A 23487-nucleotide genomic window follows, 5' to 3' on the forward strand; every position below is an offset into this window, starting at 1 on the left:
ATCGGCATGATCACTCCGCCGGTGGGCATGAACGTCTACGTGATCAGCAGCATGGCCCGCGACGTGAGCCTGCGCGACGCCTTCCGCGGCGTGGTGCCCTTCCTGATCTCCGACGTGGTGCGCGTGGTGATCCTGGTGCTCTTCCCGTCCATCACGCTGTGCCTGGTGCGCTGGCTGAATTGATTACCGCACCCGCGGCTGCAACACGCCCGGCCTCGGCACCGTACCGCCGGCCGGGCACCTTCGACACCTTCACCAACAAAAAAGGAACAACAACAATGAAGCGTCCAACCCTCCAGCAACTGACCGCCCCGAGCCTGCTCGCCCTTGCCGTTGCCGCCGGCAGCGCGCCGCTGGCCCACGCCGAAGGCTTCGTCGACGGCACCAAGGCAAGCGTCACCGCGCGCAACTTCTACATCGGCCGTGAGTTCCGCGACGACGCGATCGACGACCGCTCCAAGGCCGAAGAGTGGACCCAGAGCTTCATCCTCAACGTCCAGTCCGGTTACACCCCGGGCCCGGTCGGCTTCGGTGTCGACGTGCTGGCGGGGCTTTCCGTCAAGCTCGACGGCGGCCGCGGCACCCGTGGTACCGGACTATTGCCAGTTCACGACGGCAACCGCCCGGCCGATGACTACGGCCGCTTCGGGGTCGCTGCCAAGGCCAAGTTCTCCAACACCGAGCTGAAGGTTGGCGAGATGATGCCGGTGCTGCCAATCCTGCGCTCGGACGACGGCCGCTCGCTGCCGCAGACGTTCCAGGGCGGCATGGTCACCTCCAAGGAGCTCGACGGCCTAACCCTCTACGGTGGCCAGTTCCGCCAGAACAGCCCGCGTGACGACGCCAGCATGGAAGACATGTCCCTGAACGGCGTTTCCAGCGCGACCTCCGACCGCTTCAACTTCCTTGGTGGCGAATACGCCTTCAACGACAAGCGCACCACCGTCGGCCTCTGGACTGCCGAACTAAAGGATGTCTACGAGCAGCAGTACGTGCAGCTACTGCACACCCAGCCGCTGGGCGACAACCTGGCCCTGACCGCCAACCTCGGCTACTTCCAGGGCGAGGACGACGGCAGCGCCCGCGCTGGCGAGCTGGACAACAAGACCTACTCCGGCCTGTTCGGCCTCAAGGCCGGCGGCAACACCTTTTACGTCGGCTTGCAGAAAGTCAGCGGCGATACTGGCTGGATGCGCGTCAACGGCACCAGCGGCGGCTCGCTGGCCAACGACAGTTTCAACAACAGCTACGACAACGCTGACGAGCGCTCCTGGCAGCTGCGCCACGACTACAACTTCGCCGCCGTCGGCATCCCCGGCCTGACCCTGATGAACCGCTACATCAGCGGTGACAACATCCGCACTGCAACCACAGACGATGGCGAAGAGTGGGGCCGCGAGACCGAACTGGCGTACACCATCCAGAACGGCCCGGCGAAGAACCTGAATATCAAGTGGCGTAACTCTAGCTTCCGCTCCGAGGTCAATACCCGCGACCTGGACGAAAACCGCCTGATCTTCAACTACCCGTTGTCGATCCTGTAAAACCGCGTCACTGCTGCTCCCTTCATACGCGCCCTCTCCTGCGCGTGATGCTCTTTTGGCCCGTCGATGACGGGCCTTTTTTATTCGAACGTCAACTTGAGGCCGGCGTAGAGCGTCCGGCCCGGGGCGGGTTCGTAGTAGCGACCGAAGTTGTCGTTGATGCGCAGGTTGTCGTAGTAATCGCGGTCGAAAAGATTGTCGATGCCGACGTACGGCTCCCAACGCTGGCCAGCGGCGTTCAGCCGCCAGCCGACTCGCGCATTGGCAACGGCATACCCAGCAACGCTGTTGTCATTGGCGTTGTCGGCATATTGCTGGTCGTGCGCGCTCAGGTTCAGCCGCGCGAACCAGGCCTCGCGGTCATATCCCACTTCAGCGAACAGGCTCTGGCGAGGGATGCCAGGGATACGGTTGCCACCAAAATTCTCGAACTGATCGAAGCGATAGTCGTTGTAGCTCCACGCGCCGGTCAGTTGCCAATACCGACCGAACAGCCATTGCGCGCTCAGCTCCACGCCATCGCGGCTGCTACGGCCGGCATTGGTATAGAAGGTGCGCCCGTCCACGACCGGCACCAGCTCATCCTCGATGCGCATGCTGTAAAGCACCGCCTCGTAGCGCAGCCCCGGCCATTCGCCCTTGAGGCCGATCTCCCGATTGGTCGCCTGTGCCGGTCCGAGGGATGGATTGAATCCGCCACCGGCCGGGTTGGCCAGCTCGTTGATGGTCGGTGTCTCGAACGAGGTGGCGTAACGCCCGTAAAGTACATGGTGCTCATCCAGTTGCCGGCTCAGGCCGAGGCTGTAGTTCCAATCATCCAAGGTGCGCCCGCCGGACTCGTCGGCATCGCCGTCACCGACGAAGCGGTCCTTGACCTCCAGGCGCACGCTGTCATAACGCAGCCCGGTGGTCAGCAGCCAGCCATAGCCGAACGACAGCTGGTTCTCGGCGAATACACCGCGGCTGTCTGCCGCTTCACGCTGGCGTTGCGTCAGGGCACCAGTGATGCCGCCTGGGAGGTTGTCATGCCGGCTGCGCTCGTCGCGCTGGCTTTCCAGGTCAAGGCCGACCGTCAGCGCATTCGGCAAGCCCGCCCATTCGCGGCGGAAGGTGTGCTGGGCGCCAATGCCCGCGAACCAGCGGTCATAGCTGGTCTGCCCGTTGGCTTGCAGCGGCAAGCTGTTGCCAAACTCGCGACGCCCGTAATAGCTGCGCAGCTGATAGGTGTCGTCCCCTGCGGCCTGGCCATCCCAGACGAGCGACAGGCGTTGCTGGCGAATCCACTCGTCCGAGTCGTATTGCAAGCTCTGCGGCCGCGCCTGGGAGCGGTCGTCACGAACCTGGGCCAGGGTCAACGCGCCCGGGTCTTCGGCGCGGTTATCGAGCGCGTGAAGGGTTGCGGACAACGTTCCGTGCTCACCGAGCCAGCGAACCTTGCCGGTCAGGTTGTTGGTTTCCGCCACGCCTTGTGGACGATAGCCCTCGAGCCGCGTACTGCTTACGGCCAGCAGCCCACCCAGCGCGCCAGCCGTGCCGCTGGTCTCGGCCCGAGCCCGCCGATAACCCAACTCGCCACCGGTGAGTTCCAATTGGGTGCGCGGCGTCGCGCTCGGCTGGCGGGTTTCAATGGACAGCACACCGCCCGCGGCGTTGCCGTGAATGGTCGACGCCGGTCCGCGGATGACTTCCACGCGCTCGATCAGCGAGGCGTCCAAACCGTCCATTTCGGTTTGCCCGTCGGGCATGGTCAGCGGCACGCCGTCCACCAGCACGCGCACCCCCCGCACACCGAAGCTCGAACGCGCGCCGAAGCCGCGGATCGACAGCCGCATGCCCTGCGCCAGGTTGTAGCGGCTCTGGGAAACGGTGCCGGGGATCGGCGCGAGGAAACTGTCCAGGCTCAGCAGTTGTTCGCCGGGCTGGTCCTCGACCGCCCTGGCGCTGACGGCCATAGGCAGCGTAAGCCAGTCGCTCTCGCTGCGCGGCGAGGTCACCAGCAGCGGATCGAGCACCAGCGCATCGCTGGTTTGCGCGGCAGCGGAGCCGGAGGCGATGGCAATCGCTCCGATGAGTGTCCTCTTGAGCATCGACGTTTCCTTAATCTGCAGGCGATAGACGCCCGTTCTTGTTGTTGCCGCGGCACGATGAGATCGCCCGGGTACTGCACCCTACCGCCCAGCCAGCGCCCGCGCCAGGCCTCGAACGTCGCAGCGGCACGGGGCCATCGTCGGGCTATAGGTCTCGCCCTAGAGCATTCGCGGCAATGGCGACCGCTCTCGCCGTCGAGGACATAAACGGTAACTGGCTGCGGCAATGCTGCAATTGACAGGACACCGGCAGAAACCTAGCGTTCGCTGACGTTTTGAATGCTGAACGGAGGCAATCATGAATATCCAGGTTCGACCGCTTTCACCCCGCGAAGGAAGCGTATGGGAGGTATGCATGGGTCAGCGGAAGGTGACGTTCCGCAGCGAATCCGAAGCCCGCGCCTTCGTCCAGACGCTTGAGGCCCGGCTGGCGGCGCCGCATGTACTTCCGGAAGCCGAGCGGCGCCAAGCCTGACACCCCACCCGATTGACTGCGCCGTGCCTGCTCAAGGACACGGCGCTCGTCGTTGCATCGCGGCAATGCCGAGCGTTTCCGCCATTGCACCAACGGCCAATGGAAACCGCTGCAAGTTAAGGGTTGGATAGCCATCCCTTTTCCACGTGAGTTTCCCTCATGAATCTCTACCAGATCGCGCTCTGCGCCCTGCTCAGCCTGGGCATGATCGGCACCGGCGCCCTGCTCGATTACCGCAACCTCGAACGCGACCGCGCCGCACGCACTACCGATTATTCGAACGCAGCAACGCTGCTCACTGGCCGTATCCGGCCGCGTGCGGACGACAAGAACGAGACGCCGTCCGCCTAGGTTCGCGGCGCACGCCGGGCGGCAAGCTGCTGCCCGACGCTCATCCTCGGCGTAGCGGCGGCGTACGCGGCGGCACCTGTCGCTTGTTGCCAGTCGCCTCGTAAGCCGCAGCCAGCCTCAGCAACGCGGTGTCGTCATAGGCGCGACCGGCGAACGTCAGGCCGACCGGCATGCCGATATCCGCCATGATCCCCATCGGCACGGTAACGGTCGGTACGCCCAGATGCCTGATCGCCAGGTTGCCGTTGGCAACCCAGACGCCGTTACTCCAGGCGATGTCCGCCGATTCGGGGTTAACGTCAGCGTCGGCCGGTGCCACGTCCGCTACGGTCGGGAAGATCACCGCATCGAGCCCGAGCCGAACCATCCAGTCCTCAAGGTCGATCCGGCGCGTCTGCTCAAGGCCACGCAGGCCGTCCGGCAGCGTCTCGATCTGATCCCACGGCGTGATGCCGCGCTCAGCCATGCGCACGTATTCATCCATGCCAGCGGCCAAATCGCCTTCACGGTTCGGCAATGTGCCTGGGTCGTGCGGGAAGATCTGTGGGCCGTCGACATCCACCAGGCGGTTCAGCGCCGGGTCGCCATTGGCCTGCAGAAAATCGTCGAACGCCCAGGCGGTGAGGTCCCAGAGTTCGTGGTGGAGAAAGTCCTTAGAAACCAACCCGCGATTGAACACCGTCGGCGCGCCGGGACGGTCCCCTTCGCAATTGGAGACCAGCGGAAAATCCACCTCGACCACCTCGGCACCGGCGGCTTCAAGCGTATGGCGGGCCGCTTCCCATAACGCGATCACCGATGGCCGCGTATGGATGCGCTGCCCGGTCGGCCCGCCGATGCCGGGATTCTCGCTGGTGCCCGCCTCGGGATCGGCATTGATGTACATCCTCGGTACGCCGAAGCGCTTACCGGCCAGCGCGTCGGTCCCCGACAGTAATTCGTGATAGGACGCCGGCCGTACCGAGGCCACACTCGGCAAGGGCACCCACGGCTGCATGCGCCACAGGTCGCCCCGGGTGTCAGGGTCTTCCGCGACGATGATGTCGAGCACGTCGAGCAGGTCGGACATGGTCCGCGTGAAGGGCACGACCACGTCCATGGTCGGTGTGAGCGGCCAGTTGCCCCGCACGGAAATCACGCCGCGCGAGGGGGTGTAGGCACAAAGGCCACTGTTAGAGGCCGGGCCCCGGCCGCTCGACCAGGTTTCTTCAGCCAGGCCGAACGCCGCGAAGCTGGCAGCGGTTGCCGTACCGGCACCATTGGACGAACCCGACGCGAAGGGCGCCGGCAGGTACTCACCGTTATAGGGGCTCTCGGCGCGACCGTAGACGCCCCGCTGCATACCGCCATTGGCCATCGGCGGCATGTTGGTCTTACCCAGGCAAATCGCGCCTGCCCCGCGCAGACGCTCGATGGTGAAGGCGTCGCGGTAGGCGACGAGCTTGGCGAAGGCCGGGCTACCGGACGCCGCCGTCAGGCCCTTGACGAGATAGCTGTCTTTGGCGGTGTAGGGGATGCCGTCGAGCGGGCTCAGGGTTTCGCCGCGGGCGCGACGGGCGTCCGAAGCGCGCGCCTCTTCCAGTGCCTCCGGGTTACGCACCACCACGGCGTTGAGTGCCGTAGCGGTGTCCGGACCGTCGTAGGCCTCGATCCGCGCGAGGTAGGCCTGAACCAGTTCGACCGCTGTGACCCGCCCTTCGTCGAGTGCTTTACGCAGGTCGGCGATAGACGCTTCGGTGACTTCGATCGGTGTATTCATTCGGCCCTCTCTGGTTCTGGAAACGGTGCGCACAATATAGCGATATCCGCCCGGGCCGCCGAGAGGCCAGGGTTATGCGACACGATCTCAGTTGATAATAAATCGCAATAACTCTAGGATGCGCGCCCCTTCCGTTTCCAAGGATCGTACGATGCGGCGCCTTCTGTTCCCGATGCTCGCGGTTCCCACCCTGCTCTGCCAAACCACGGCCCTGGCCGACGAAGCGCAACAAAGCCCGCTGGCGCTCGATGAAATGGAAGTGACCGCATCGGCCGAACGCGCCGACGGCCCGGTCGACGGTTATCGTGCAACCCGCTCCGCCAGCGCCACACGTACCGATACCCCCATCCACGAAACGCCGCAATCGATCAGCGTCGTACCCGCGCAGGTCGTGCAGGACATCAGCGCGACCCGCCTGGAAGATGCGCTGGACTATGCCGGAGGTGTCGAGCGCGGCAACAACTTCGGCGGCCAGGGCCTGACCGAATTTCTCGTGCGCGGCTTCAGCACCCAGGAGTTCTACCGCAACGGCTTCGCGGTCAACCGCGGCTACCCGAACATGCCCGACGCCAGCACGCTGGAGCGCATCGAAGTACTGCGCGGGCCGGCATCGATGCTCTACGGTCGCGGCGACCCGGGCGGCACCTTCAACATCATCAGCAAACAACCTCAGGCACAGCAGCGTACGGTGCTTGGCAGCCAGGTCGACACCGAGGGCCTGCGCCGCGGCACGCTCGATACCACCGGTGCGCTCGACGAGAGCGCCGACTTCACCTATCGCCTGAATGTGGTGGCCGAGGGTGCCGACAGCTTCCGCGACCATGTCGAAAGCGAACGCTACAACGTCGCACCGGTGCTGCGCTGGCAGCTCAGTGACGACACCGCCGTGATCCTTGAAGGTGACTACCTGCACAACCGCCACCCGATGGACCGCGGCGTCACCCGCTACGCCACCCAGGCCGGCCAGTTGCCGCGCGATCGTTTTCTCGGCGAGGAAAGCGCCGGCAAGCTAACCAACCAGAACGCCACCACCCAACTGCGCGTCGAGCACCAGCTCAATGCCGACTGGGCGCTACGTGGCGGCGTGCAGTACCTCGACGGCAGCATCGACGGCGGTGCGGTGGAGAACAACGGCATCGCTGCCGACGGCCGTACCATTGGCCGGAACTACAGCGAGCGCTGGCTGAACTGGAACGACTTCATGGCCCAGACCAACCTCGAGGGCCATTTCGCGACCGCCGGGCTGGAGCACACCCTTTTGCTCGGGCTGGAATTCGACGACTTCAACTACAACTCGCTGATCCGTCGCTCCAGCGGCGCGGCGGACGCCTTCCCGATCGACCTTTACTCGCCAGTCTACGGCCAGGCGCTGCCCGCGCTGACCCGCACTACGACCCACGACGCAGAAGACCTCAAGACTTATGCCTTTTACCTGCAAGACCAGATCGCTCTGACCGAGCGCCTCAGTGCACAGCTCGGCGCTCGCCTTGAGCGCTTCGAGCAGCGCTACGTGAACAAGCTTTCCAGTACCGGCAGCTGGGACCAGTCGCACAATGCCGTTTCGCCGCGTTTCGGATTGATCTACGACCTGACAGACGAACTGGCCGTGTACGCCAACACTTCGCGCTCGTTCAAACCCAACCGCGGCGCGGACCGCTCCAGCCAGGCGTTCGATCCCGAAAAGGGCATCGCGCATGAGGCCGGGATCAAATACGAACTGCCGGACCACAACCTGAGCGTGACGGCGGCCCTCTTCCACATCACCAAGGAAAACGTGCTGACCACCGATCCGCAGGACAGCAACTACCAGGTCGCAGCCGGCGAGGTGCGCAGCCGCGGCTTCGACATCAGCGTCGCCGGCAACATAACGCCCGAATGGAGGGTAATCGGCGGCTATGCCTATGTCGATGCGGAAGTGACCGACAGCTCGACCACGACCATGCCCGTCGGCACCCGGCTGGCCAACGTGCCACGCCACAGCCTGAGCCTGCTCGACACCTACGAGTTTGCCGAAGGCACGCTAGCCGGGCTCGGATTGGGTGTTGGTATGAAATACGTCGGTGACCGCCGCGGCAGCACATCGAACACCGCCTTCGACATGGGCGCCTACACCACCGTCGATTTGCTCGCCTACTACCCGCTCACCGAGCGCGTGCGCCTCAACCTGAACCTCAACAACCTGTTCGACGAGGAATACGACGAGCGCGCCTGGGGCAACATCTGGGCCTACCCCGGCGCCCCGCGCACCTTGCAGGCCGGCGTTTCGATAAGCCTCTAGCCGCCAGGCGCTCAAGGAGCGCCCGAAACATCGTGTTAACGCCTCGGCCCGCGGATGGGCCAGCACATCGCCGCCCATCCGCGCGTCAGTCAGTTCCTCCCGCCACGGACCAGTCGTACGCCCAGCGCGGCGATGGCTGCCAAAGTCGCCAGCCCCACCACGCCCATCCAACTCCACTGCGCGAAGGCGATACTGCCGAGCCCGGCGCCTGCCGCCATGCCGATGAACACGCCGGTGAACAGCAGTGCATTCAAACGGCTGCGTGCGGCTGGTTCGATGCCGTAGACAATGGTCTGGTGGGCCACCAGTGTCGCCTGGATACCGAAATCGAACCCGATTGCAGCGACCACGATCAGGCCCAGCTGCCACTGTGGCGGAACAGCGACTGCCAACCCCAACATGGCAAAGCAGGCCGCAGTCAGCCCAGCACCTAAGCGGGTCACGCGCTCCGGCCCGCTGCGGTCGGCCAACCGTCCCGCCAGAGGCGCCGCCAGCGCACCTGCCGCTCCGGCCAGGCCGAATGCACCGGCGGCGGCGCTGCCCAGCCCGAAGCTTGAATGCAGCATCATCGCCAAGGTAGACCAGAACGCACTGAAGCCGACTGACAACAGCCCTTGTGAAAAGGCCGCACGACGCAGGGCTGGATAGCGCGACCAGAGCTTCAGCATCGAACCGAGCAGATCGCCGTAGGACAAAGCGGTCGTGGGAGCGAAGCGCGGCAAGCCGCGCCAGGCGCCAAGCCCGATCAATGCGATCGAAACGGCAGCCATCCCGTATACCGCTCGCCAGCCGAACTGGTCCGCGATCAGCCCACTCATCACGCGGGACAACAGGATCCCGAGCAGCAAGCCGGTCATCACCGTGCCGACGATCTTTCCGCGGTGCGCCTCGGGGGCTACCGTCGCTGCGGCCGGCACGATGTCCTGCGCCATGGTCGCGGTCAGACCGATCGCCAGGCTTGCCACGAGCAAGGTGGCGATGCCCGGGGCGAAGCTACTGATACACAGCGCCACAATCAGCATCAGGGACTTGGCCAGGATGATCCGGCGCCGGTCGTAACGATCACCCAGCGGCGCGAGCAACAGGATGCCCAAGGCGTAACCCAGCTGCGTGAGCATCGGCACCATGCCGACGGCGCGCTCACCCGCCTGGATGTCCGCGCCCAGCACACCGAGTATGGGCTGGCTGTAGTACAGGGTCGCCACGCTGAGGCCGGCGCCCGTGGCAAGCAGAAGAACCAACCCCCGCGACGGAGCCGCTGAGCCTTGATCGAGCGAGGGGATAAGCTGAGCTGAAGTCATGACATAGATCCATTGGCGTTGAAACGTGCCGCCATTCTCTTCGCGCATCACCAACCGCTGTAGTAGCCTCGTTTACACATCAGTTATGCGTGACACGTATGAAAGACCTCATCGTTACCGGGTTTGATCGCATCGAGCTGCTTCGGACCTTCGTCCGTATCGTCGATACCGGCAGCCTCTCCGCCGCCGCCTCGCAGATCGGCACCACCCAGCCAACCATCAGCCGACGACTGCAAACATTGGAGCGCTCGCTTGGCCTGCAGCTGCTCGCCCGTTCGACGCACCGGATGCAGCTCACCGGTGATGGTGAGCGCTGCTATGCCTACGCCGTGCAGCTGCTCGAACGCTGGGCGGAAATGGAAGCCGAGCTGCTCGGCGCACGCGACGATCCACGCGGCACCCTGCGCGTCCAGGCCCCGCATGCCTTCGGCCAGGACCAGCTGATTGCGCCGTTGGGCGACTATCTGCGCCGGTATCCCAAGGTCAACGTCGAATGGGTATTGCATGATCGCAGCCCGGATTTCAAAGCCGAAGGCATCGACTGCGCGATTCAGGTCGGTGTTATCGACGACCCGTCGGTGGTCGCCATTCGCCTCGGCGAAGTGCCACGGATCGTGGTCGCCGCGCCAGCCCTACTCGGCGACGCCCCATTACCGGACACGTCGGCTGAGTTGCAACGCCTGCCCTGGCTGGCGCTACGCACCTACTACACCGATCAGGTCGTGCTGACCTGCCAGGCGGACGGCCGAGAGCACCGCTTCGGTATCCAGCCACGCCTGAGCACCGACAGCCTTTATGCCCTGCGCAGCGCGGCACTGGCGGGGCTCGGTGCGTGCATCAGCTCCGCCTGGGTCGTCGCCCGAGACATTGAAGAAGGGCGTCTGGTGCAGTTGATCCCACAATGGCAGGCCGCGCCCTTGCCGGTCTACCTGATCCACCCCTACGCACGCAGTTACCCAGCCAAGCTGCGGCTGTTCGCCGAACTCATTCGGCAGCGCATGCCAAATCTCGTCGAATTGCGCGCGTCGGGGGACGCGAAAACCGATTGACGCCACCGAGAGGGCTTCAAGCCGCAGCCAACGCATGCGTGAGGCCTGCTGGTTCTGAGTTCGCTCGACAACGCGCCCGGCACACGACGCGAGAGAATCGAGCAAGGAGCACGGAGGATCCGGTTACAGCCAAGCCCCACCCAACAGGCAAGCTCGTCCCCACAGTTTCCGATTTGAAGGCTGTGAGGCATTTCCCGACGACTTCCAAAAGGAGCTCAGCATGTACACCTCGACCTCTACTCGCATCCGCTCATCCGGCCTGGCGACCGTGCTGGCATTCAGCACCGCGCTGCTGTCGAGCCCGACGAACGCCGACACCCAGGATGACCTGGAGACGCGCAACAAGCGAATCGTCACCGAAGCGTTCGACGCCTGGGCCGCGGGCGGGAACACGTTCTTCCGCGACATGCTCGCGCCGGATATGGTCTGGACAATCAAGGGTTCTGGCCCCAGCGCCGGTGAATACCGAGGCCTCGACAACTTCGTCGAGCAGGCCATTCGGCCATTCGCCTCGCGCCTGCAGACACCGGTCCGGCCCGTCAGCAAACAGGTCTGGGCCGATGGCGATCATGTCGTCATCCAGTGGGATGGCGCTGGCGTCGCGAAAGACGGCCAACCCTACTCCAACAGCTACGCCTGGATTTTCCAGATGCGCAACGGCAAGGCCACCGAGGTCACGGCGTACCTGGACCTTGCACCCTATGACGACGTCCTGCGGCGCATCCCGGCCCCGTAAAAGCAGCAACCACGCTGGCCCTGCAGACGACGTGTTGCCGATGCGCACCGATCTGGCGGGGCTTCTTCGCTTAGCGGATGTAGCTGCCGCCATTTACATCCAGCGTCGAGCCGTTGAGCGAGGCCTGTGAGTTGCGCAGCACGAAGGCCACCAGTTCGGCGACGTCGCCTGGCTCGGCCAACTCACCGATGGGGATTTCCGCCACGGCTGCCTGCTTGCCCTGCGTCGCGATGAAACGCTCGGCCATGTCCGTTCGCACCCAACCCGGTGCTATCGCCACGGCGACAATCCCGTCCTGCCCAAAGGAGCGTGCGATGGACCGCGTCAGATTGATCAGCGCGGCCTTGGTCGCACCGTATGGCAAGGCGTCCGCCGAATAACCACGCTGCCCGGCCCGGCTGGCCATGTTGACGATGCGCCCGCCACCGTTGCCCTGAAAATGACGGATCGCTTCGCGGCACAGGTCGGCCGCGGCAAAGAAATTGACCTGAAACTCGGTGCGCCAGGCACGCGTCCAGTCTTCCGGATCGGCCTCGATGGAGATTTCGGTGCGAATACCGGCGTTATTGACCAGTGCGTCGATGCGCCCAGCCAACTCGACTGCGCGCGCCCAGAGATCGAACGCCCCGGTGGGCGACGCCAGATCGCCCTGGACGACATAACCGCCGCCACCCGCAGCAGCCAGGGTTCGCTCGGCCGCCACCTGGTCACGGCCGTAATGCACGAGCACGCGTGCGCCTTCGGCGGCGAGCTGCTTGACGATTGCCGCGCCGATGCCGCCAGAGCCACCGGTCACCAGTACGGTCTTGCCTTCGAGCGGTTTGTCCATAGTGCGCATCCTCTTGCCCGTACACGAAAAGAGGGCCGATGGCCCTCCTCTCTGCGTTATCTGCGTTATCGATTAGCCGTTGCTCGGGAACGCGAACTGCGCCGCCTCGTGGCTCTCGCGCTTTGGCCAGCGCTGGGTGATGGCTTTGCGGCGGGTGTAGAAACGCACGCCGTCTGGCCCGTACGCATGCAGGTCGCCGAACAGTGAGCGCTTCCAGCCACCAAAGCTGTGGTAAGCCACCGGCACCGGTAGCGGGACGTTCACGCCGACCATGCCCACTTCGATCTCGTCGCAGAACAGCCGGGCCGATTCGCCGTCGCGGGTGAAGATGCACGTTCCGTTGCCGTATTCGTGGTCGTTGATCAGCTGCATGGCCCGTTCCAGGCTGTTGACGCGCACCACGCACAACACCGGGCCGAAGATCTCTTCCTTATATATGTCCATTTCGGGCGTGACCTGATCGAACAGCGTACCGCCGACAAAGTAACCGTCTTCGTACCCGCTGACGCGCAGCCCGCGGCCGTCGACCACCAGCCGCGCGCCCGCCGCCACGCCGCCATCGATGAAGCCCACCACCCGGTCACGCGCCGCGGCAGTGACGAGCGGCCCCATGTCCAGCCCACAGGCAGTGCCCGCACCGACCTTGAGCTGCTGGATTTGCGGTACCAGCTTGTCGATCAGCGCATCGGCAATCTGATCGCCTACACAGACGGCGACCGAGATCGCCATGCAGCGCTCACCGCACGAGCCATAAGCCGCGCCCATCAAGGCACTTACTGCGTTGTCCAAATCAGCGTCGGGCATCAGTACCGCATGGTTCTTGGCGCCGCCCAGTGCCTGGATGCGCTTGCCGCGCTTGGTGCCCTCGGCGTAGATGTACTCGGCAATCGGTGTGGAACCGACAAAGCTCAGCGCCTTGACCTCCGGCGCCTCGATCAGCGCGTCGACGGCCGTCTTGTCGCCGTGTACGACATTCAAGACGCCCTTGGGCAGGCCGGCCTGATGCAGCAACTCGGCGATGAACAATGTCGAACTCGGGTCGCGCTCAGACGGCTTGAGGATGAAGCAGTTGCCGCAGGCGATCGCCAGCGGGTACATCCACAACGGCACCATCGCCGGGAAGTTGAAAGGCGTGATGCCCGCGACGACGCCGACCGGATGCAGATCGCTCCAGGCATCGATGTTCGGCCCGACGTTGCGGTTGTATTCGCCCTTGAGCAGCTCGGGCACGCCACAGGCGTACTCGACGTTTTCGATGCCGCGCTTGAGTTCGCCCGCCGCATCCTCGACGGTCTTGCCGTGCTCGGTACTGATCAATTGGGCGATATGCTGCTCGTTCTCTTCGAGCAGTTGCTTGAAACGAAACATCACCTGGGCGCGCTTGGCCGGCGGCGTGTTGCGCCAGGCCGGGAACGCCGCCTTGGCTGAATCGATGGCCTGCTGCACCGTGGCACGGTCAGCCAATGCAACCTGGGCCACGGCCGTTCCAAGGGCTGGATTGAATACGTCAGCGGTGCGCTCAGCGTTGGCGACGCGCTCGCCGTGAATCAGATGCGGTACGAGTGTCATGGGTGTTCCTCGATCAATAGCCGGGATGCATTGTTAATGGGCGGAGCTGTCAATTGACGCCTTGCAAAGCCTGACCAACCGCATCGAATACACGGTCAAGATCCTCAGGCTTGGCGTTGAAGGTCGGCCCGAACTGCAGAGTGTCCCCGCCGAAACGCACATAGAAGCCAGCCTTCCACAAGGCCATGCCGGCCTCGAATGGGCGGACGATGGCGTCGCCGTCGCGCGGAGCGATCTGCAGCGCGCCGGCCAAGCCGCAGTTGCGGATATCGACGACGTGCTTGGCGCCCTTCAACCCGTGCAGCGCCTGTTCGAATTTCGGCGCAAGGGCCGCCGACTGCTCGAGCAGCTGCTCGCGCTGCAACAGGTCGAGGGTCGCCAGGCCTGCTGCACAGGCAACCGGGTGCGCTGAATAGGTGTAGCCGTGGGTGAATTCCACCGCATGCTCCGGGCTGCCCTGGTGCATGAAGGTGTCGTAGATCTCGCGGCTGGCGACGACCGCGCCCATGGGAATGGCGCCGTTGGTGATCTGCTTGGCGACATTCATCAGGTCCGGCGTCACGCCGAAGTATTCAGCGCCCGTCCAGGTACCCAAACGGCCGAACGCGGTGATGACTTCATCGAAGATCAGCAGGATGTTGTGCTGCGTGCAAATCTCCCGCAGGCGCTGCAGGTAGCCTTGCGGCGGCACGATGACGCCGGCCGAGCCGGACATGGGCTCGACGATCACCGCAGCAATGTTCGAGGCATCGTGCAGCTCGATCAGCTTGAGCAACTCGTTGGCCAGCTCTACCCCACCCGTTTCGGCGGCACCCTTGGTAAAGGCCAGGCCCGGCTGCAGTGTGTGCGGCAGATGATCGACATCCATGAGCTGACCGAACATCTTGCGGTTACCACCAATGCCGCCGAGGCTGGTGCCGGCGACGTTCACGCCGTGATACCCACGCGCGCGGCCGATCAGCTTGGTTTTCTGCGGCTGCCCTTTCAGACGCCAGTAGGCGCGCGCCATTTTGATCGCGGTATCGGCGCATTCGGAGCCCGAGCCGGTGAAGAACACGTGGTTCAGATCACCGGGCGTCAGCTCGGCGACCTTCTCTGCCAGCCGGAACGACAGCGGATGGCCGTACTGGAAGGCCGGCGCATAGTCCAGCGTGCCAAGTTGCTGCGCAACGGCTTGCTGGATTTCCTTGCGTGAATGGCCCGCGCCGCAGGTCCAGAGTCCAGACAGGCTGTCGTAGACCCGGCGACCCTGGTCATCGATCAGCCAGCTGCCTTCGGCAGCAACGATCAAACGTGGATCGCGCTGGAAGTTGCGGTTCGCCGAGAAAGGCATCCAATGTGCGTCCAGCTTTAGCTGGCTCTGAGCAGGCGAAGGGAACTGCAAAAGCTGATTCATGGCGTGAGACCTGTGGCTGGTTGACCTGCCTTGCAGCTTGTTCTCATGCGTTAGGTGAGTTAAATCTATATTTACTTCACTTCAGTTATGGATTTATTTACCTATGACGAAGAAAGCGCCGCTCAACCAAGTGGCCGATTTCGACCTGCGCCTGCTCCGGCTTTTCCGCACTGTCGCCGAGTGCGGCAGCTTCGCCGCTGCCGAAGGTGTACTGGGAATTAGCCGCTCGGCCATCAGCCTGCACATGGCCGATTTGGAAAAGCGCCTGGGCATGCGCCTGTGCCAACGCGGCCGAGCAGGCTTCGCATTGACGGACGAAGGCCGCGAGGTGCTGCGCGCCGGTGAAGCCGTGCTGGTGGCCATCGAGGGCTTTCGCAGCGAAGTGAACCAGATGCACCAGCAGCTGCGCGGCGACCTGAACATCGGCATCGTCAACAACCTGGTCACCCAGCCGAAGATGCGCATCACTCAGGCACTCAAGGCGGTGCGTGCGCAGGGCAGCGGCGTGCGCATCAACATCAGCATGAGTACGCCTGCGGAAATCGAGCGAGGCCTGCTCGACGGGCGCCTGCATGTCGGTGCCCTGCCGCTGGTGACGCCGCTTTCAGGGCTGGAATACACCCAGCTTTACGAAGAACGGTCGAATCTTTACTGCAGCCGCGAGCACCCACTGTTCGCCCGCGCCGCGGACCTGAAACCAGCCGAACTGGAACACGTCGACGCTGTGGTGCCGAGCTACCGCATGACCGCCGAGGCCATCGGCCTGCATCAGCAGCTCAACCTCAGCGCCTCGGCAACCGACCGCGAAGGCACCGCGTTCCTGATCCTTACCGGCAGCTACATCGGCTTTCTACCGGACCACTACGCCGAAAATTGGGTTTCCAAAGGACAGATGGTCGCGCTGCTGCCCGAACGCATGTTCTTCGAGGCGAAGCTGGCCTTGGCGACACGTCGCGGCCGTCGCCCTCATCTGATCCTCGAGCATTTCCTCGAAGCCTTGCAGCAGACGGCCTGAGCGGCTGACCAATCGGTCAGAACACGGCCATTACACCCCTGTTAGCCCAAGCACGCCCGGGAAAATTTTCACTGCGGCGTGTTGACACGCGTTTTTTTACGGGCCTACTCTGCATGCAGCACTGCACACAAGGCGCCAGCCAAACAGACGGTGCACGATCGGTTGCTTCGTACTTCTGCCTATAAAAACAACGCTATCGGTGAGGTCAGACATGGCTCGATTCATTTCCCGCAAGATCCGCAACGCCATTGCAGGTGCTGCTGCAATGGGCGCATTGCTAACCCAACTGCCTGCTCAGGCAAACGATGCAACGCTCTGGAAAGACATTCAAAAAGCCGGCGTGCTGCGCTGTGGCGCGGCGACAGCGGCGCCCTATGTCATGCGTGACGCCAGCTCAGCCGACTACAGCGGCTTCTTCGTCGACCTATGTCGCGACTTCGGTGAAAACGTGCTGAAGGTCAAGGTCCAGTTCGTCGACACCAACTGGGACAACCTCGTCGCCGGCCTGCAGAGCGGCAAGTGGGACCTGGCCATGGCGCTGAACCAGACGCCGGAGCGTGCCCTCGCAGTGGCGTTCTCGGACAAAGCCACTGACTACGAAATCTCACTGCTGGTGAACAAGGACAACCCCAAGTTCGAAGGCGCCGGCGAGAGCCTGCAGGACTACGACAAGGACGGCGTGACATTCGCGGTGATGTCCGGCACTGCGCAGGACAAGGCCATTACCGCAGCGGTAAAAAACGCCAAAGTCATGCGCCTGCCGGGCATGGACGAGACGCGCCTGGCGGTCATGTCGCGTCGTGCCGACGTGCTGGTCGACGCCAACGACACCAACCATCTCTTCGCCCTGGCTAACCCTCAATGGGCCAAGGAAGTCCTGCCCAATCCGGCGCTCGCCAAGCAGGGCGTTGCGTTCGGCTTGCGCCGCGACGTGTCCGCGGCCGACCTCCAGGTCTTGAACATCTATCTCTCCCAACGTCGAGCGACCGGCGAAATCGCCGCCCTGGTCGACAAGGCATCGCAGCAGCTCAACGCGGCTAACAAGCCCGCTCAGTGATCCGTTGACCCCGAGGGCTCCTGCAGCCCTCCAGGAGAACCCGAGAATGAAAGCTCCCTATCTGGTGGCCGCCCAGCCACAGCCCGTGCTCGCCCCTGAAACGGCTACCACCGAGCCGGCCGCGCCCGCCCCACAGGCCGTCGATATGACCGGCGATTTCATTCAGCTGCGCGACGTGTGCAAGGCCTACGGCGAGCAGCTGAAGGTCATGGATCACATGAACCTCGACATGCGCGCCGACGACCGACTGGTGATCATCGGCCCAAGCGGTAGCGGCAAGAGTTCGCTGCTGCGGGTGCTGATGGGGCTGGAAAGCATCCAGCAAGGGACGATCCATTTCCAGGGTCAGCCCTACATCCATGGCGAGTCGGTGCGCGGCAAATCGCTCGACGAAAAACTGCGCACCCAGATCGGGATGGTGTTTCAGCACTACACCCTGTTTCCGCATCTATCGATCCTCGGCAACTTGATCCTGGCACCTACCAAAGTGCACGGCACATCGAAGGCCGAGGCTACCGAACGGGCACGCGCGCTGCTCGCCCGCCTCGGGCTGGAAAACAAGCTCAACGCCTACCCGAGCCAGCTGTCCGGCGGGCAGAAGCAGCGCGTCGCCATCGCCCGCGCCTTGATGCTCGAGCCCAAACTGATGCTGTTCGATGAGGTCACCTCGGCGCTCGACCCTGAAATGGTCACCGAAGTGCAGAACGTGATGCTGCAACTGGCCGAGCAAAAGATGGCGATGATCATCGTCACCCACGACATGCATTTCGCCCGGCATATCGCGACCCGCGTGGTGTTCTGCGCCAACGGCAAGGTGGTCGAGCAAGGCCCGCCGGAGCAGATCTTCAAGCAGCCCCGCGAAGCGCGCACCCGCGAATTCCTCGAAAAAGTCATCCACCTGGATTGAGGAGGGTCAGTCATGGACTACCAATTCGACTTCCACTTCCTCAAGGGCAGTTTCGACGCGATCTGGGACGGCCTGATGGTCACGCTGCAGCTGGCCTTCGTCTCGAACGTGATCGGCCTCGTCCTTGGATTCGGCCTGTGCCTGCTCGCCATGAGTCGCTGGCCGTTCCTGCGCTGGCCCGCTCAGCTGTTCATCGAATTCTTTCGTTGCACACCGGCGCTGCTGCAGATCGTCTGGTTCTTCTATTGCGTGCCAATGCTGTTCAACGTGTTTCTCGACCCCGTCGCCATGGGGTTCCTGGCACTCGGACTCAACCTGACGGCGTTCAATGCCGAAGCCTATCGAGCCGGCGTACAGGCAGTACCGCGTGAACATCTGGACGCCAGCATCGCGCTCGGCCTAAAGCCCTGGCAACGGACGGTCTATGTGGTGCTGCCACAAGCCCTGCGCAGCGCGCTGCCGGTGCTCATGACGAACGGAATCGGCAGCCTGCAACAGAGCGCGCTGGTGGCCATCGTCGCCGTCTCGGACCTCATGTACGTCGGCAAGATGCTCGCCACCGAAGCCTATCGCCCCCTGGAAACCTACAGCCTGATCGCGTTGATCTACTTCGCCCTCTCGCTGCCCATCTCGCAGCTGGTGCAGTACTACGAGCGCCGCCAGGAAGCCGCGACCGCGCGCTGAGGAGTTGAACATGAATATCGAGATCGACTTCACAGCCGTGTTTTTCTTCTGGGACGTCTTGCTCAAGGGCCTGGCGTTGACGCTGGCCATCACGCTCAGCTGCGCATTGGCGGGCAGCCTGGCGGGCTTCCTCATCAGCTTGTTGCGCATATCGAAAAGCCGCCTGCTGAGCTGGCCGAGTTCGCTATACGTGGAGTTCTTTCGCGGCACACCGCTGCTGATTCAGCTGTTCTGGGTGTTCTTTTGCTTCCCGGTGGTGCTTGGCGTATCGATGTCGCCGTACGTCTCGGTGTTCATCGCGCTGACGCTGTACATGGCTGCAATCACCAGCGAGACCTTCCGCGGCGCGCTCAAGTCCATCGCCGCCGACCAGCACGACGCCTGCACTGCGCTCGGCCTGACGTCACGAGTCAAGGTGATCTACGTGATCTTCCCGCAGGCGCTGCTGCGCTCGGTGCCGCCGCTGCTCTCGAACGTGGTGAGCCTGTTCAAGGAAAGCGCGCTGATCTCCTCGGTGGGCGTCGCCGACCTGATGTTCGTCGGCCAGAACATTTCCAACAGCACCGCACGACCGGTCGAGTTTCTCTCCGCCGTGGCCGTCATCTACTTCCTCGTCGCGTTCCCACTCACCCGCCTGGTTGGCGTGGTCGAGGCCCGCATGCTCAAGCGCTACGCCTACTAACCCGTACGCATTACTGAAACAGGAGAACCACCATGCATCTCAAAGGCATCCTTCCCGCCCTGGTTACCCCGTTCGACGCCAACGGCGCCGTGGATCACGAAACGCTGGCGGCCATCGTCGAGCATCACCTGAATGCGGGCGTGAGCGGCTTCGTCCCGCTGGGCTCGACCGGTGAATACTACGCGCTGACGAACCCTGAACGCCGCCAGATCCTGGCTACCGTCAAGGAAGTGGTCGGCGACCGCGGCACCCTGATCGCCGGCGCGAACGGCTCCTGCACCCGCGAGGTGCTCGAGCAAATTCAGCAGACCGTCGATGCCGGCTACAACAACCTGCTGATCGCTCCGCCGTATTACGCACTGCCGTCGCAGGAAGAACTGCTCAGCCATTACCAGACCATCCTTGACACCTTCCCCGACATCAACGTGGTGCTCTACAACTACCCGATCCGTACCAACGTCGAGGTCGGCATGGGCGTGATCGAAGCATTGAAAGATCACCCGCGCGTCGTCGCCATCAAGGAGAGCAGCGGCAACCTGCTGCGTGCCATCGAGATCGGCGAGAACTACAAGGGCAAGATCGAACTGTCGTGCGGCTCGGACGACCAGGCGCTGGACTTCTTCATCTGGGGCGCAACCAGCTGGATCTGCGGACCGGCCAACATCTTTCCGGAGAAGGTGGTCGACTTCTATAACAAGTTCAGCGCTGGCGACCTGGCCGGGGCGCAGAACGTCATGCGCAACCTGTTCCCGATCATGGCCAACCTTGAAAGCGGCAAGTTCGTACAGAAGGTCAAATACGGTGCCGAACTGGCTGGCTTCAAGGCAGGCAATGCGCGCGCGCCCCTGCTGCCCCTGACCGATGACGAGAAGGCCGAATTCCGCAAGGTCTTCGAAGCCTCGCAACGCTGATGCAACTCCGGGCCCGACGAGGGCCCCTTGATTCAACGACCGGGGCGCCGGCCCCCTACCCTATCTGTCGTATCGAGAGCGCGTGTCATGAATGATTCGCAGGCGGAACACAAAGAAAAGGCCATCGTCATCGGGGGTGGGATTGTCGGCGTCTGCTGCGCCCTCTACCTGCAGCGCGACGGTTATGCCGTCACCCTGATCGACCCCGCGGCGCCGGGCAACAGCACGGCCAAATGGAGTTGCGGGCAGATGGCCGTGAGCGAAGTCATCCCGCTGTCCAAGCCCGGCATTCTGAAAAAGATCCCCGGCTGGCTGCTGGACCAGAAAGGCCCGCTGGCTCTGCGCCCTGCCGCGCTACCCGGCATCTTTCCCTGGTTTCTGCGCTTTCTCGCCTGCGCCCGGCATTCGAAAATCGTCGAGATTGCCGAGGCCATTACCACCCTGACCAGCCGCGTCTATGACGATTACGCCCCGCTGCTCGACGCCTGCGCGGACAAGGCGTTGCTCGGTACACGGCCGATCATCGAGGTATTCGACTCGCCCAATGGGCTGGCCCACGAGCGCCCGCACCTGGAACTGCGCAAGCAGCTGGGCTTCAAGTCCGAAGAGCTCGATGCCGCGGCCATCGCCGACCTCGAGCCGGCGCTGGCAGGGAAGTTCAAGCACGGCCTGCTGTTCCCGGACTGGCGCAACGTCAGCGATACCGAAGGCTTCATCGCGGCGCTGACCGAGAGTTTCACCAACCAGGGCGGCGTCAGGGTGCTCGGCGAAGTGAAGCAGTTGGTCGAGCTGGACGACATCGTAACCGGCGTCACCCTCACCAACGGCGATCGCTTCCCAGCAAGCAAGGTCGTGATCGCGGCGGGTGCCGGCTCGCGGCAGTTCTTCAACCAACTGGGCGTGAGCATCCCGCTGGCCGGCATCGCCGGCTATCAGGCCGTGCTGCCCGAGCCGGGCGTGGAGATTCGCCATTCGGTGATCTACGCCGACGGCGGCTTTTGCTTCGCGCCCATGACGCGCGGGTTGCAGATCGGCGGCACTATCGAATTTGCCGGACCGAACGCTGAGCCCAACTTCAAGCGCGCCGAAATCATTCTGGAAAAGGCGCAGCGGATTCTGCCCCAGCTGCAGACCCGCAATCTGGAATATGGCGTCGGTTATCGCCCTTTCCTGCCCGACACCAAACCCATCATCGACCGCAGCGAGCGGCTGACCAACGTCTTCATGGCCTTCGGCCACGGCCAGCTGGGCCTCACGCTCGGCGCCACCACGGGCCGCCTGATCGCCGACCTGGTAGCCGGCCGCACGCCAGCCCAGGACCTCACCCCGTTTAAAGCCGATCGCTTCGCGCTTATTGGAGGACACGCATGACCGACTACACACGCCTGTACATCGACGGCCATTGGGTCGCCCCGGCCGAGGGCGGCACCTTCGAGACGGTCGATCCGAGTACCGAAACCGTGATCACCCAGGTTGCGGCCGCCACCGCGCAGGACATCGACCGCGCCGTGAAGGCTGCGCGCAAGGCGTTCGACGAAGGCCCGTGGCCGCAGATGACCGGTGCGGAGCGGGCCGCCGTGTTGCGCCGGATCGCCGAAGGCATCCGCACGCGGCAACAGCAACTGGCCGAACTGGAAGTGCGCGACAATGGCAAGCCGCTGCCTGAGGCGCTGTGGGATATCGGCGATACGGCGGGCTGCTTCGACTTTTATGCGGACCTGGCTGAAGAGCTGGACGAGCAGCGCGAGAAACCCGTGGCCCTGGCCGATGACCGCTTCAGCTCGGTCGCACGCAAGGAGCCGATCGGCGTCGCCGGCGCCATCATTCCGTGGAATTTCCCGATGCTGATGGCCTCGTGGAAGGTGGCGCCCGCGCTCGCTGCCGGCTGCACCATGGTGCTAAAACCCTCGGAACTGACGCCGCTAACTGCGCTGGAACTGGCCCGCATCGCCGACGAAGCCGGGCTACCGGCCGGCGTGCTCAACGTCGTGCCCGGCCTCGGTCCAGATGCCGGCGCGCCGCTCAGCGAACACCCCGGCATCGACAAGCTGGCGTTCACCGGCAGCGTGCCGACCGGCAGCCGCATCATGCAGGCCGCGGCGCGCGACATCAAAAACATCAGCCTCGAACTCGGCGGCAAGTCGCCCTTCATTGTGTTCGACGATAGCGATATCGAGGCCGCCGTCGAATGGATCATGTTCGGCATCTTCTGGAACCAGGGCGAGGTCTGCTCGGCCACCTCGCGCGTGCTCGTGCAGCGAGACCTCTATGAGCCGTTGCTCAAACGCCTCGCCGACGAAACCGCGAAGGTCAAGATCGGCAACGGCATGGAAGATGGCGTGTTGCTAGGCCCCATCGTCAACCGCGCCCAGTACGACAAGATCCTCGAAGCCATTGCCCGAGGCCGTGAAGAAGGCGCGAAGTTGCTTGCCGGCGGCGGTCGCCCCGCCGGCCTGGATAAAGGCTTCTACCTGCAGCCGACCATCTTCGCCGATGTGCCGGAAGGCAGCTGGATCTGGCAGGAAGAAATCTTCGGCCCCGTCGTTTGCGTGCGCCCCTTCGACAACGAAGCCGAGGCCCTGCGCTCGGCCAACGACTCGCGATTCGGCCTCGCTGCAGCGGTCATGTCCGCCGACCTGGCACGCTGCGAACGCGTTGCCCGCAAGCTGCGCGCCGGGATCGTCTGGATCAACTGCTCGCAACCGACCTTCACCGAAGCGCCCTGGGGCGGCTACAAGCAAAGCGGCATCGGCCGCGAGCTCGGTGAGTGGGGCCTGAACAATTATCTGGAAACCAAGCAGATCACCCGCTACGACAGTGACCAGCCCTGGGGCTGGTACATCAAGTGAGATAGCCG

At 63.8% G+C, this 23487-nt stretch carries 21 protein-coding genes; 15 read left to right on the forward strand and 6 right to left on the reverse strand.

The genetic code is table 11. The features are described 5' to 3' along the window. Together KXR72_RS06940 and KXR72_RS06945 are read left to right on the forward strand one after the other, a co-directional pair. Positions 1–183 (forward strand): TRAP transporter large permease subunit (locus tag KXR72_RS06940; RefSeq protein WP_437420395.1); only part of this gene is annotated, 183 nt, incomplete at its 5' end. A gap of 95 nt (positions 184–278) precedes the next feature. Beyond that, positions 279–1544: an OprD family porin gene (locus KXR72_RS06945; RefSeq protein ID WP_437420396.1), complete on the forward strand. Its 1266-nt coding sequence runs from the start codon at positions 279–281 to the stop codon at positions 1542–1544. 80 nt (positions 1545–1624) lie between these two features. Here the strand turns inward: KXR72_RS06945 and KXR72_RS06950 are convergent, their stop codons facing one another. After that, positions 1625–3631 (reverse strand): TonB-dependent receptor family protein, encoded by a 2007-nt coding sequence (locus tag KXR72_RS06950; RefSeq protein WP_437420397.1) that lies wholly within the window; start codon positions 3629–3631, stop codon positions 1625–1627. A 298-nt stretch (positions 3632–3929) separates the two neighbouring features. On the opposite strand from KXR72_RS06950, the gene KXR72_RS06955 reads away from it, so the two are divergent. Together KXR72_RS06955 and KXR72_RS06960 are read left to right on the forward strand one after the other, a co-directional pair. Continuing rightward, positions 3930–4106: a hypothetical protein gene (locus KXR72_RS06955; protein ID WP_437420398.1), complete on the forward strand. Its 177-nt coding sequence runs from the start codon at positions 3930–3932 to the stop codon at positions 4104–4106. A 159-nt stretch (positions 4107–4265) separates the two neighbouring features. Beyond that, positions 4266–4457, forward strand: coding sequence for a hypothetical protein (locus KXR72_RS06960; RefSeq protein ID WP_437420399.1), 192 nt, complete (start codon positions 4266–4268; stop codon positions 4455–4457). A gap of 40 nt (positions 4458–4497) precedes the next feature. On the opposite strand, the gene KXR72_RS06965 is transcribed toward KXR72_RS06960, so the two are convergent. Continuing rightward, positions 4498–6216, reverse strand: coding sequence for an amidase (locus KXR72_RS06965; RefSeq protein ID WP_437420400.1), 1719 nt, complete (start codon positions 6214–6216; stop codon positions 4498–4500). A gap of 151 nt (positions 6217–6367) precedes the next feature. On the opposite strand from KXR72_RS06965, the gene KXR72_RS06970 reads away from it, so the two are divergent. Beyond that, the gene (locus KXR72_RS06970) at positions 6368–8494 is read left to right on the forward strand and encodes a TonB-dependent siderophore receptor (RefSeq protein ID WP_437420401.1); all 2127 of its coding nucleotides are present in this window, start codon (positions 6368–6370) and stop codon (positions 8492–8494) included. Between the two features lie 89 nt (positions 8495–8583). Here KXR72_RS06970 and KXR72_RS06975 read toward each other — a convergent pair whose 3' ends face one another. Then, a complete protein-coding gene (locus tag KXR72_RS06975) occupies positions 8584–9795 on the reverse strand; it encodes an MFS transporter (protein WP_437420402.1) in 1212 nt (403 codons plus the stop codon). A gap of 98 nt (positions 9796–9893) precedes the next feature. On the opposite strand from KXR72_RS06975, the gene KXR72_RS06980 reads away from it, so the two are divergent. Together KXR72_RS06980 and KXR72_RS06985 are read left to right on the forward strand one after the other, a co-directional pair. Further along, positions 9894–10844, forward strand: a complete 951-nt coding sequence (locus tag KXR72_RS06980) for a LysR family transcriptional regulator (RefSeq protein ID WP_437420403.1) — start codon at positions 9894–9896, stop codon at positions 10842–10844. Between the two features lie 220 nt (positions 10845–11064). Then, positions 11065–11580, forward strand: a complete 516-nt coding sequence (locus KXR72_RS06985) for a nuclear transport factor 2 family protein (RefSeq protein WP_437420404.1) — start codon at positions 11065–11067, stop codon at positions 11578–11580. A 70-nt stretch (positions 11581–11650) separates the two neighbouring features. Here KXR72_RS06985 and KXR72_RS06990 read toward each other — a convergent pair whose 3' ends face one another. The 3 genes from KXR72_RS06990 to KXR72_RS07000 all read right to left on the reverse strand — a co-directional run bounded on the left by KXR72_RS06990 (position 11651) and on the right by KXR72_RS07000 (position 15374). Beyond that, positions 11651–12409 (reverse strand): SDR family NAD(P)-dependent oxidoreductase, encoded by a 759-nt coding sequence (locus KXR72_RS06990; protein ID WP_437420405.1) that lies wholly within the window; start codon positions 12407–12409, stop codon positions 11651–11653. A gap of 72 nt (positions 12410–12481) precedes the next feature. Continuing rightward, a complete protein-coding gene (locus KXR72_RS06995) occupies positions 12482–13978 on the reverse strand; it encodes a CoA-acylating methylmalonate-semialdehyde dehydrogenase (protein WP_437420406.1) in 1497 nt (498 codons plus the stop codon). A gap of 49 nt (positions 13979–14027) precedes the next feature. Further along, on the reverse strand, positions 14028–15374 hold the full coding sequence (locus tag KXR72_RS07000) for an aspartate aminotransferase family protein (protein ID WP_437420407.1): 1347 nt from the start codon (positions 15372–15374) through the stop codon (positions 14028–14030). Between the two features lie 103 nt (positions 15375–15477). On the opposite strand from KXR72_RS07000, the gene KXR72_RS07005 reads away from it, so the two are divergent. From KXR72_RS07005 to KXR72_RS07040, 8 genes are all read left to right on the forward strand, one after another. Then, positions 15478–16389 (forward strand): LysR family transcriptional regulator, encoded by a 912-nt coding sequence (locus tag KXR72_RS07005; protein WP_437420408.1) that lies wholly within the window; start codon positions 15478–15480, stop codon positions 16387–16389. A 211-nt stretch (positions 16390–16600) separates the two neighbouring features. Then, entirely contained in the window at positions 16601–17446 is an 846-nt protein-coding gene (locus tag KXR72_RS07010; protein ID WP_437420409.1) for a transporter substrate-binding domain-containing protein, read from the forward strand. Between the two features lie 145 nt (positions 17447–17591). Further along, positions 17592–18353, forward strand: coding sequence for an amino acid ABC transporter ATP-binding protein (locus KXR72_RS07015; protein WP_437421309.1), 762 nt, complete (start codon positions 17592–17594; stop codon positions 18351–18353). Between the two features lie 12 nt (positions 18354–18365). Then, positions 18366–19037, forward strand: coding sequence for an amino acid ABC transporter permease (locus KXR72_RS07020; protein ID WP_437420410.1), 672 nt, complete (start codon positions 18366–18368; stop codon positions 19035–19037). A 16-nt stretch (positions 19038–19053) separates the two neighbouring features. Next, positions 19054–19719 carry an amino acid ABC transporter permease gene (locus KXR72_RS07025; protein WP_437421310.1) on the forward strand — a complete coding sequence of 222 codons (666 nt, stop codon included), beginning with the start codon at positions 19054–19056 and terminating at the stop codon, positions 19717–19719. A 32-nt stretch (positions 19720–19751) separates the two neighbouring features. After that, positions 19752–20630, forward strand: coding sequence for a 4-hydroxy-tetrahydrodipicolinate synthase (gene dapA, locus KXR72_RS07030; protein WP_437420411.1), 879 nt, complete (start codon positions 19752–19754; stop codon positions 20628–20630). A gap of 87 nt (positions 20631–20717) precedes the next feature. Next, the gene (locus tag KXR72_RS07035; protein WP_437420412.1) at positions 20718–22001 is read left to right on the forward strand and encodes an NAD(P)/FAD-dependent oxidoreductase; all 1284 of its coding nucleotides are present in this window, start codon (positions 20718–20720) and stop codon (positions 21999–22001) included. Then, a complete protein-coding gene (locus KXR72_RS07040) occupies positions 21998–23479 on the forward strand; it encodes an aldehyde dehydrogenase family protein (RefSeq protein ID WP_437420413.1) in 1482 nt (493 codons plus the stop codon). Before KXR72_RS07035 ends, KXR72_RS07040 begins: the two co-directional genes overlap by 4 nt. Positions 23480–23487: the final 8 nt, after the last annotated feature.

The sequence above is a fragment of the Stutzerimonas chloritidismutans genome (genome assembly GCF_051486945.1).
Lineage (GTDB): Bacteria > Pseudomonadota > Gammaproteobacteria > Pseudomonadales > Pseudomonadaceae > Stutzerimonas > Stutzerimonas chloritidismutans_B.

What these genes read in the sequence shown, in the direction of transcription:
- KXR72_RS06945 (WP_437420396.1), top strand. Translation starts at nt 279, where the DNA reads ATGAAGCGTCCAACCCTCCAGCAACTGACCGCCCCGAGCCTGCTCGCC.
- KXR72_RS06950 (WP_437420397.1), bottom strand. Translation starts at nt 3,631, where the DNA reads ATGCTCAAGAGGACACTCATCGGAGCGATTGCCATCGCCTCCGGCTCC.
- KXR72_RS06955 (WP_437420398.1), top strand. Translation starts at nt 3,930, where the DNA reads ATGAATATCCAGGTTCGACCGCTTTCACCCCGCGAAGGAAGCGTATGG.
- KXR72_RS06960 (WP_437420399.1), top strand. Translation starts at nt 4,266, where the DNA reads ATGAATCTCTACCAGATCGCGCTCTGCGCCCTGCTCAGCCTGGGCATG.
- KXR72_RS06965 (WP_437420400.1), bottom strand. Translation starts at nt 6,216, where the DNA reads ATGAATACACCGATCGAAGTCACCGAAGCGTCTATCGCCGACCTGCGT.
- KXR72_RS06970 (WP_437420401.1), top strand. Translation starts at nt 6,368, where the DNA reads ATGCGGCGCCTTCTGTTCCCGATGCTCGCGGTTCCCACCCTGCTCTGC.
- KXR72_RS06975 (WP_437420402.1), bottom strand. Translation starts at nt 9,795, where the DNA reads ATGACTTCAGCTCAGCTTATCCCCTCGCTCGATCAAGGCTCAGCGGCT.
- KXR72_RS06980 (WP_437420403.1), top strand. Translation starts at nt 9,894, where the DNA reads ATGAAAGACCTCATCGTTACCGGGTTTGATCGCATCGAGCTGCTTCGG.
- KXR72_RS06985 (WP_437420404.1), top strand. Translation starts at nt 11,065, where the DNA reads ATGTACACCTCGACCTCTACTCGCATCCGCTCATCCGGCCTGGCGACC.
- KXR72_RS06990 (WP_437420405.1), bottom strand. Translation starts at nt 12,409, where the DNA reads ATGGACAAACCGCTCGAAGGCAAGACCGTACTGGTGACCGGTGGCTCT.
- KXR72_RS06995 (WP_437420406.1), bottom strand. Translation starts at nt 13,978, where the DNA reads ATGACACTCGTACCGCATCTGATTCACGGCGAGCGCGTCGCCAACGCT.
- KXR72_RS07000 (WP_437420407.1), bottom strand. Translation starts at nt 15,374, where the DNA reads ATGAATCAGCTTTTGCAGTTCCCTTCGCCTGCTCAGAGCCAGCTAAAG.
- KXR72_RS07005 (WP_437420408.1), top strand. Translation starts at nt 15,478, where the DNA reads ATGACGAAGAAAGCGCCGCTCAACCAAGTGGCCGATTTCGACCTGCGC.
- KXR72_RS07010 (WP_437420409.1), top strand. Translation starts at nt 16,601, where the DNA reads ATGGCTCGATTCATTTCCCGCAAGATCCGCAACGCCATTGCAGGTGCT.
- KXR72_RS07015 (WP_437421309.1), top strand. Translation starts at nt 17,592, where the DNA reads ATGACCGGCGATTTCATTCAGCTGCGCGACGTGTGCAAGGCCTACGGC.
- KXR72_RS07020 (WP_437420410.1), top strand. Translation starts at nt 18,366, where the DNA reads ATGGACTACCAATTCGACTTCCACTTCCTCAAGGGCAGTTTCGACGCG.
- dapA (WP_437420411.1), top strand. Translation starts at nt 19,752, where the DNA reads ATGCATCTCAAAGGCATCCTTCCCGCCCTGGTTACCCCGTTCGACGCC.
- KXR72_RS07035 (WP_437420412.1), top strand. Translation starts at nt 20,718, where the DNA reads ATGAATGATTCGCAGGCGGAACACAAAGAAAAGGCCATCGTCATCGGG.
- KXR72_RS07040 (WP_437420413.1), top strand. Translation starts at nt 21,998, where the DNA reads ATGACCGACTACACACGCCTGTACATCGACGGCCATTGGGTCGCCCCG.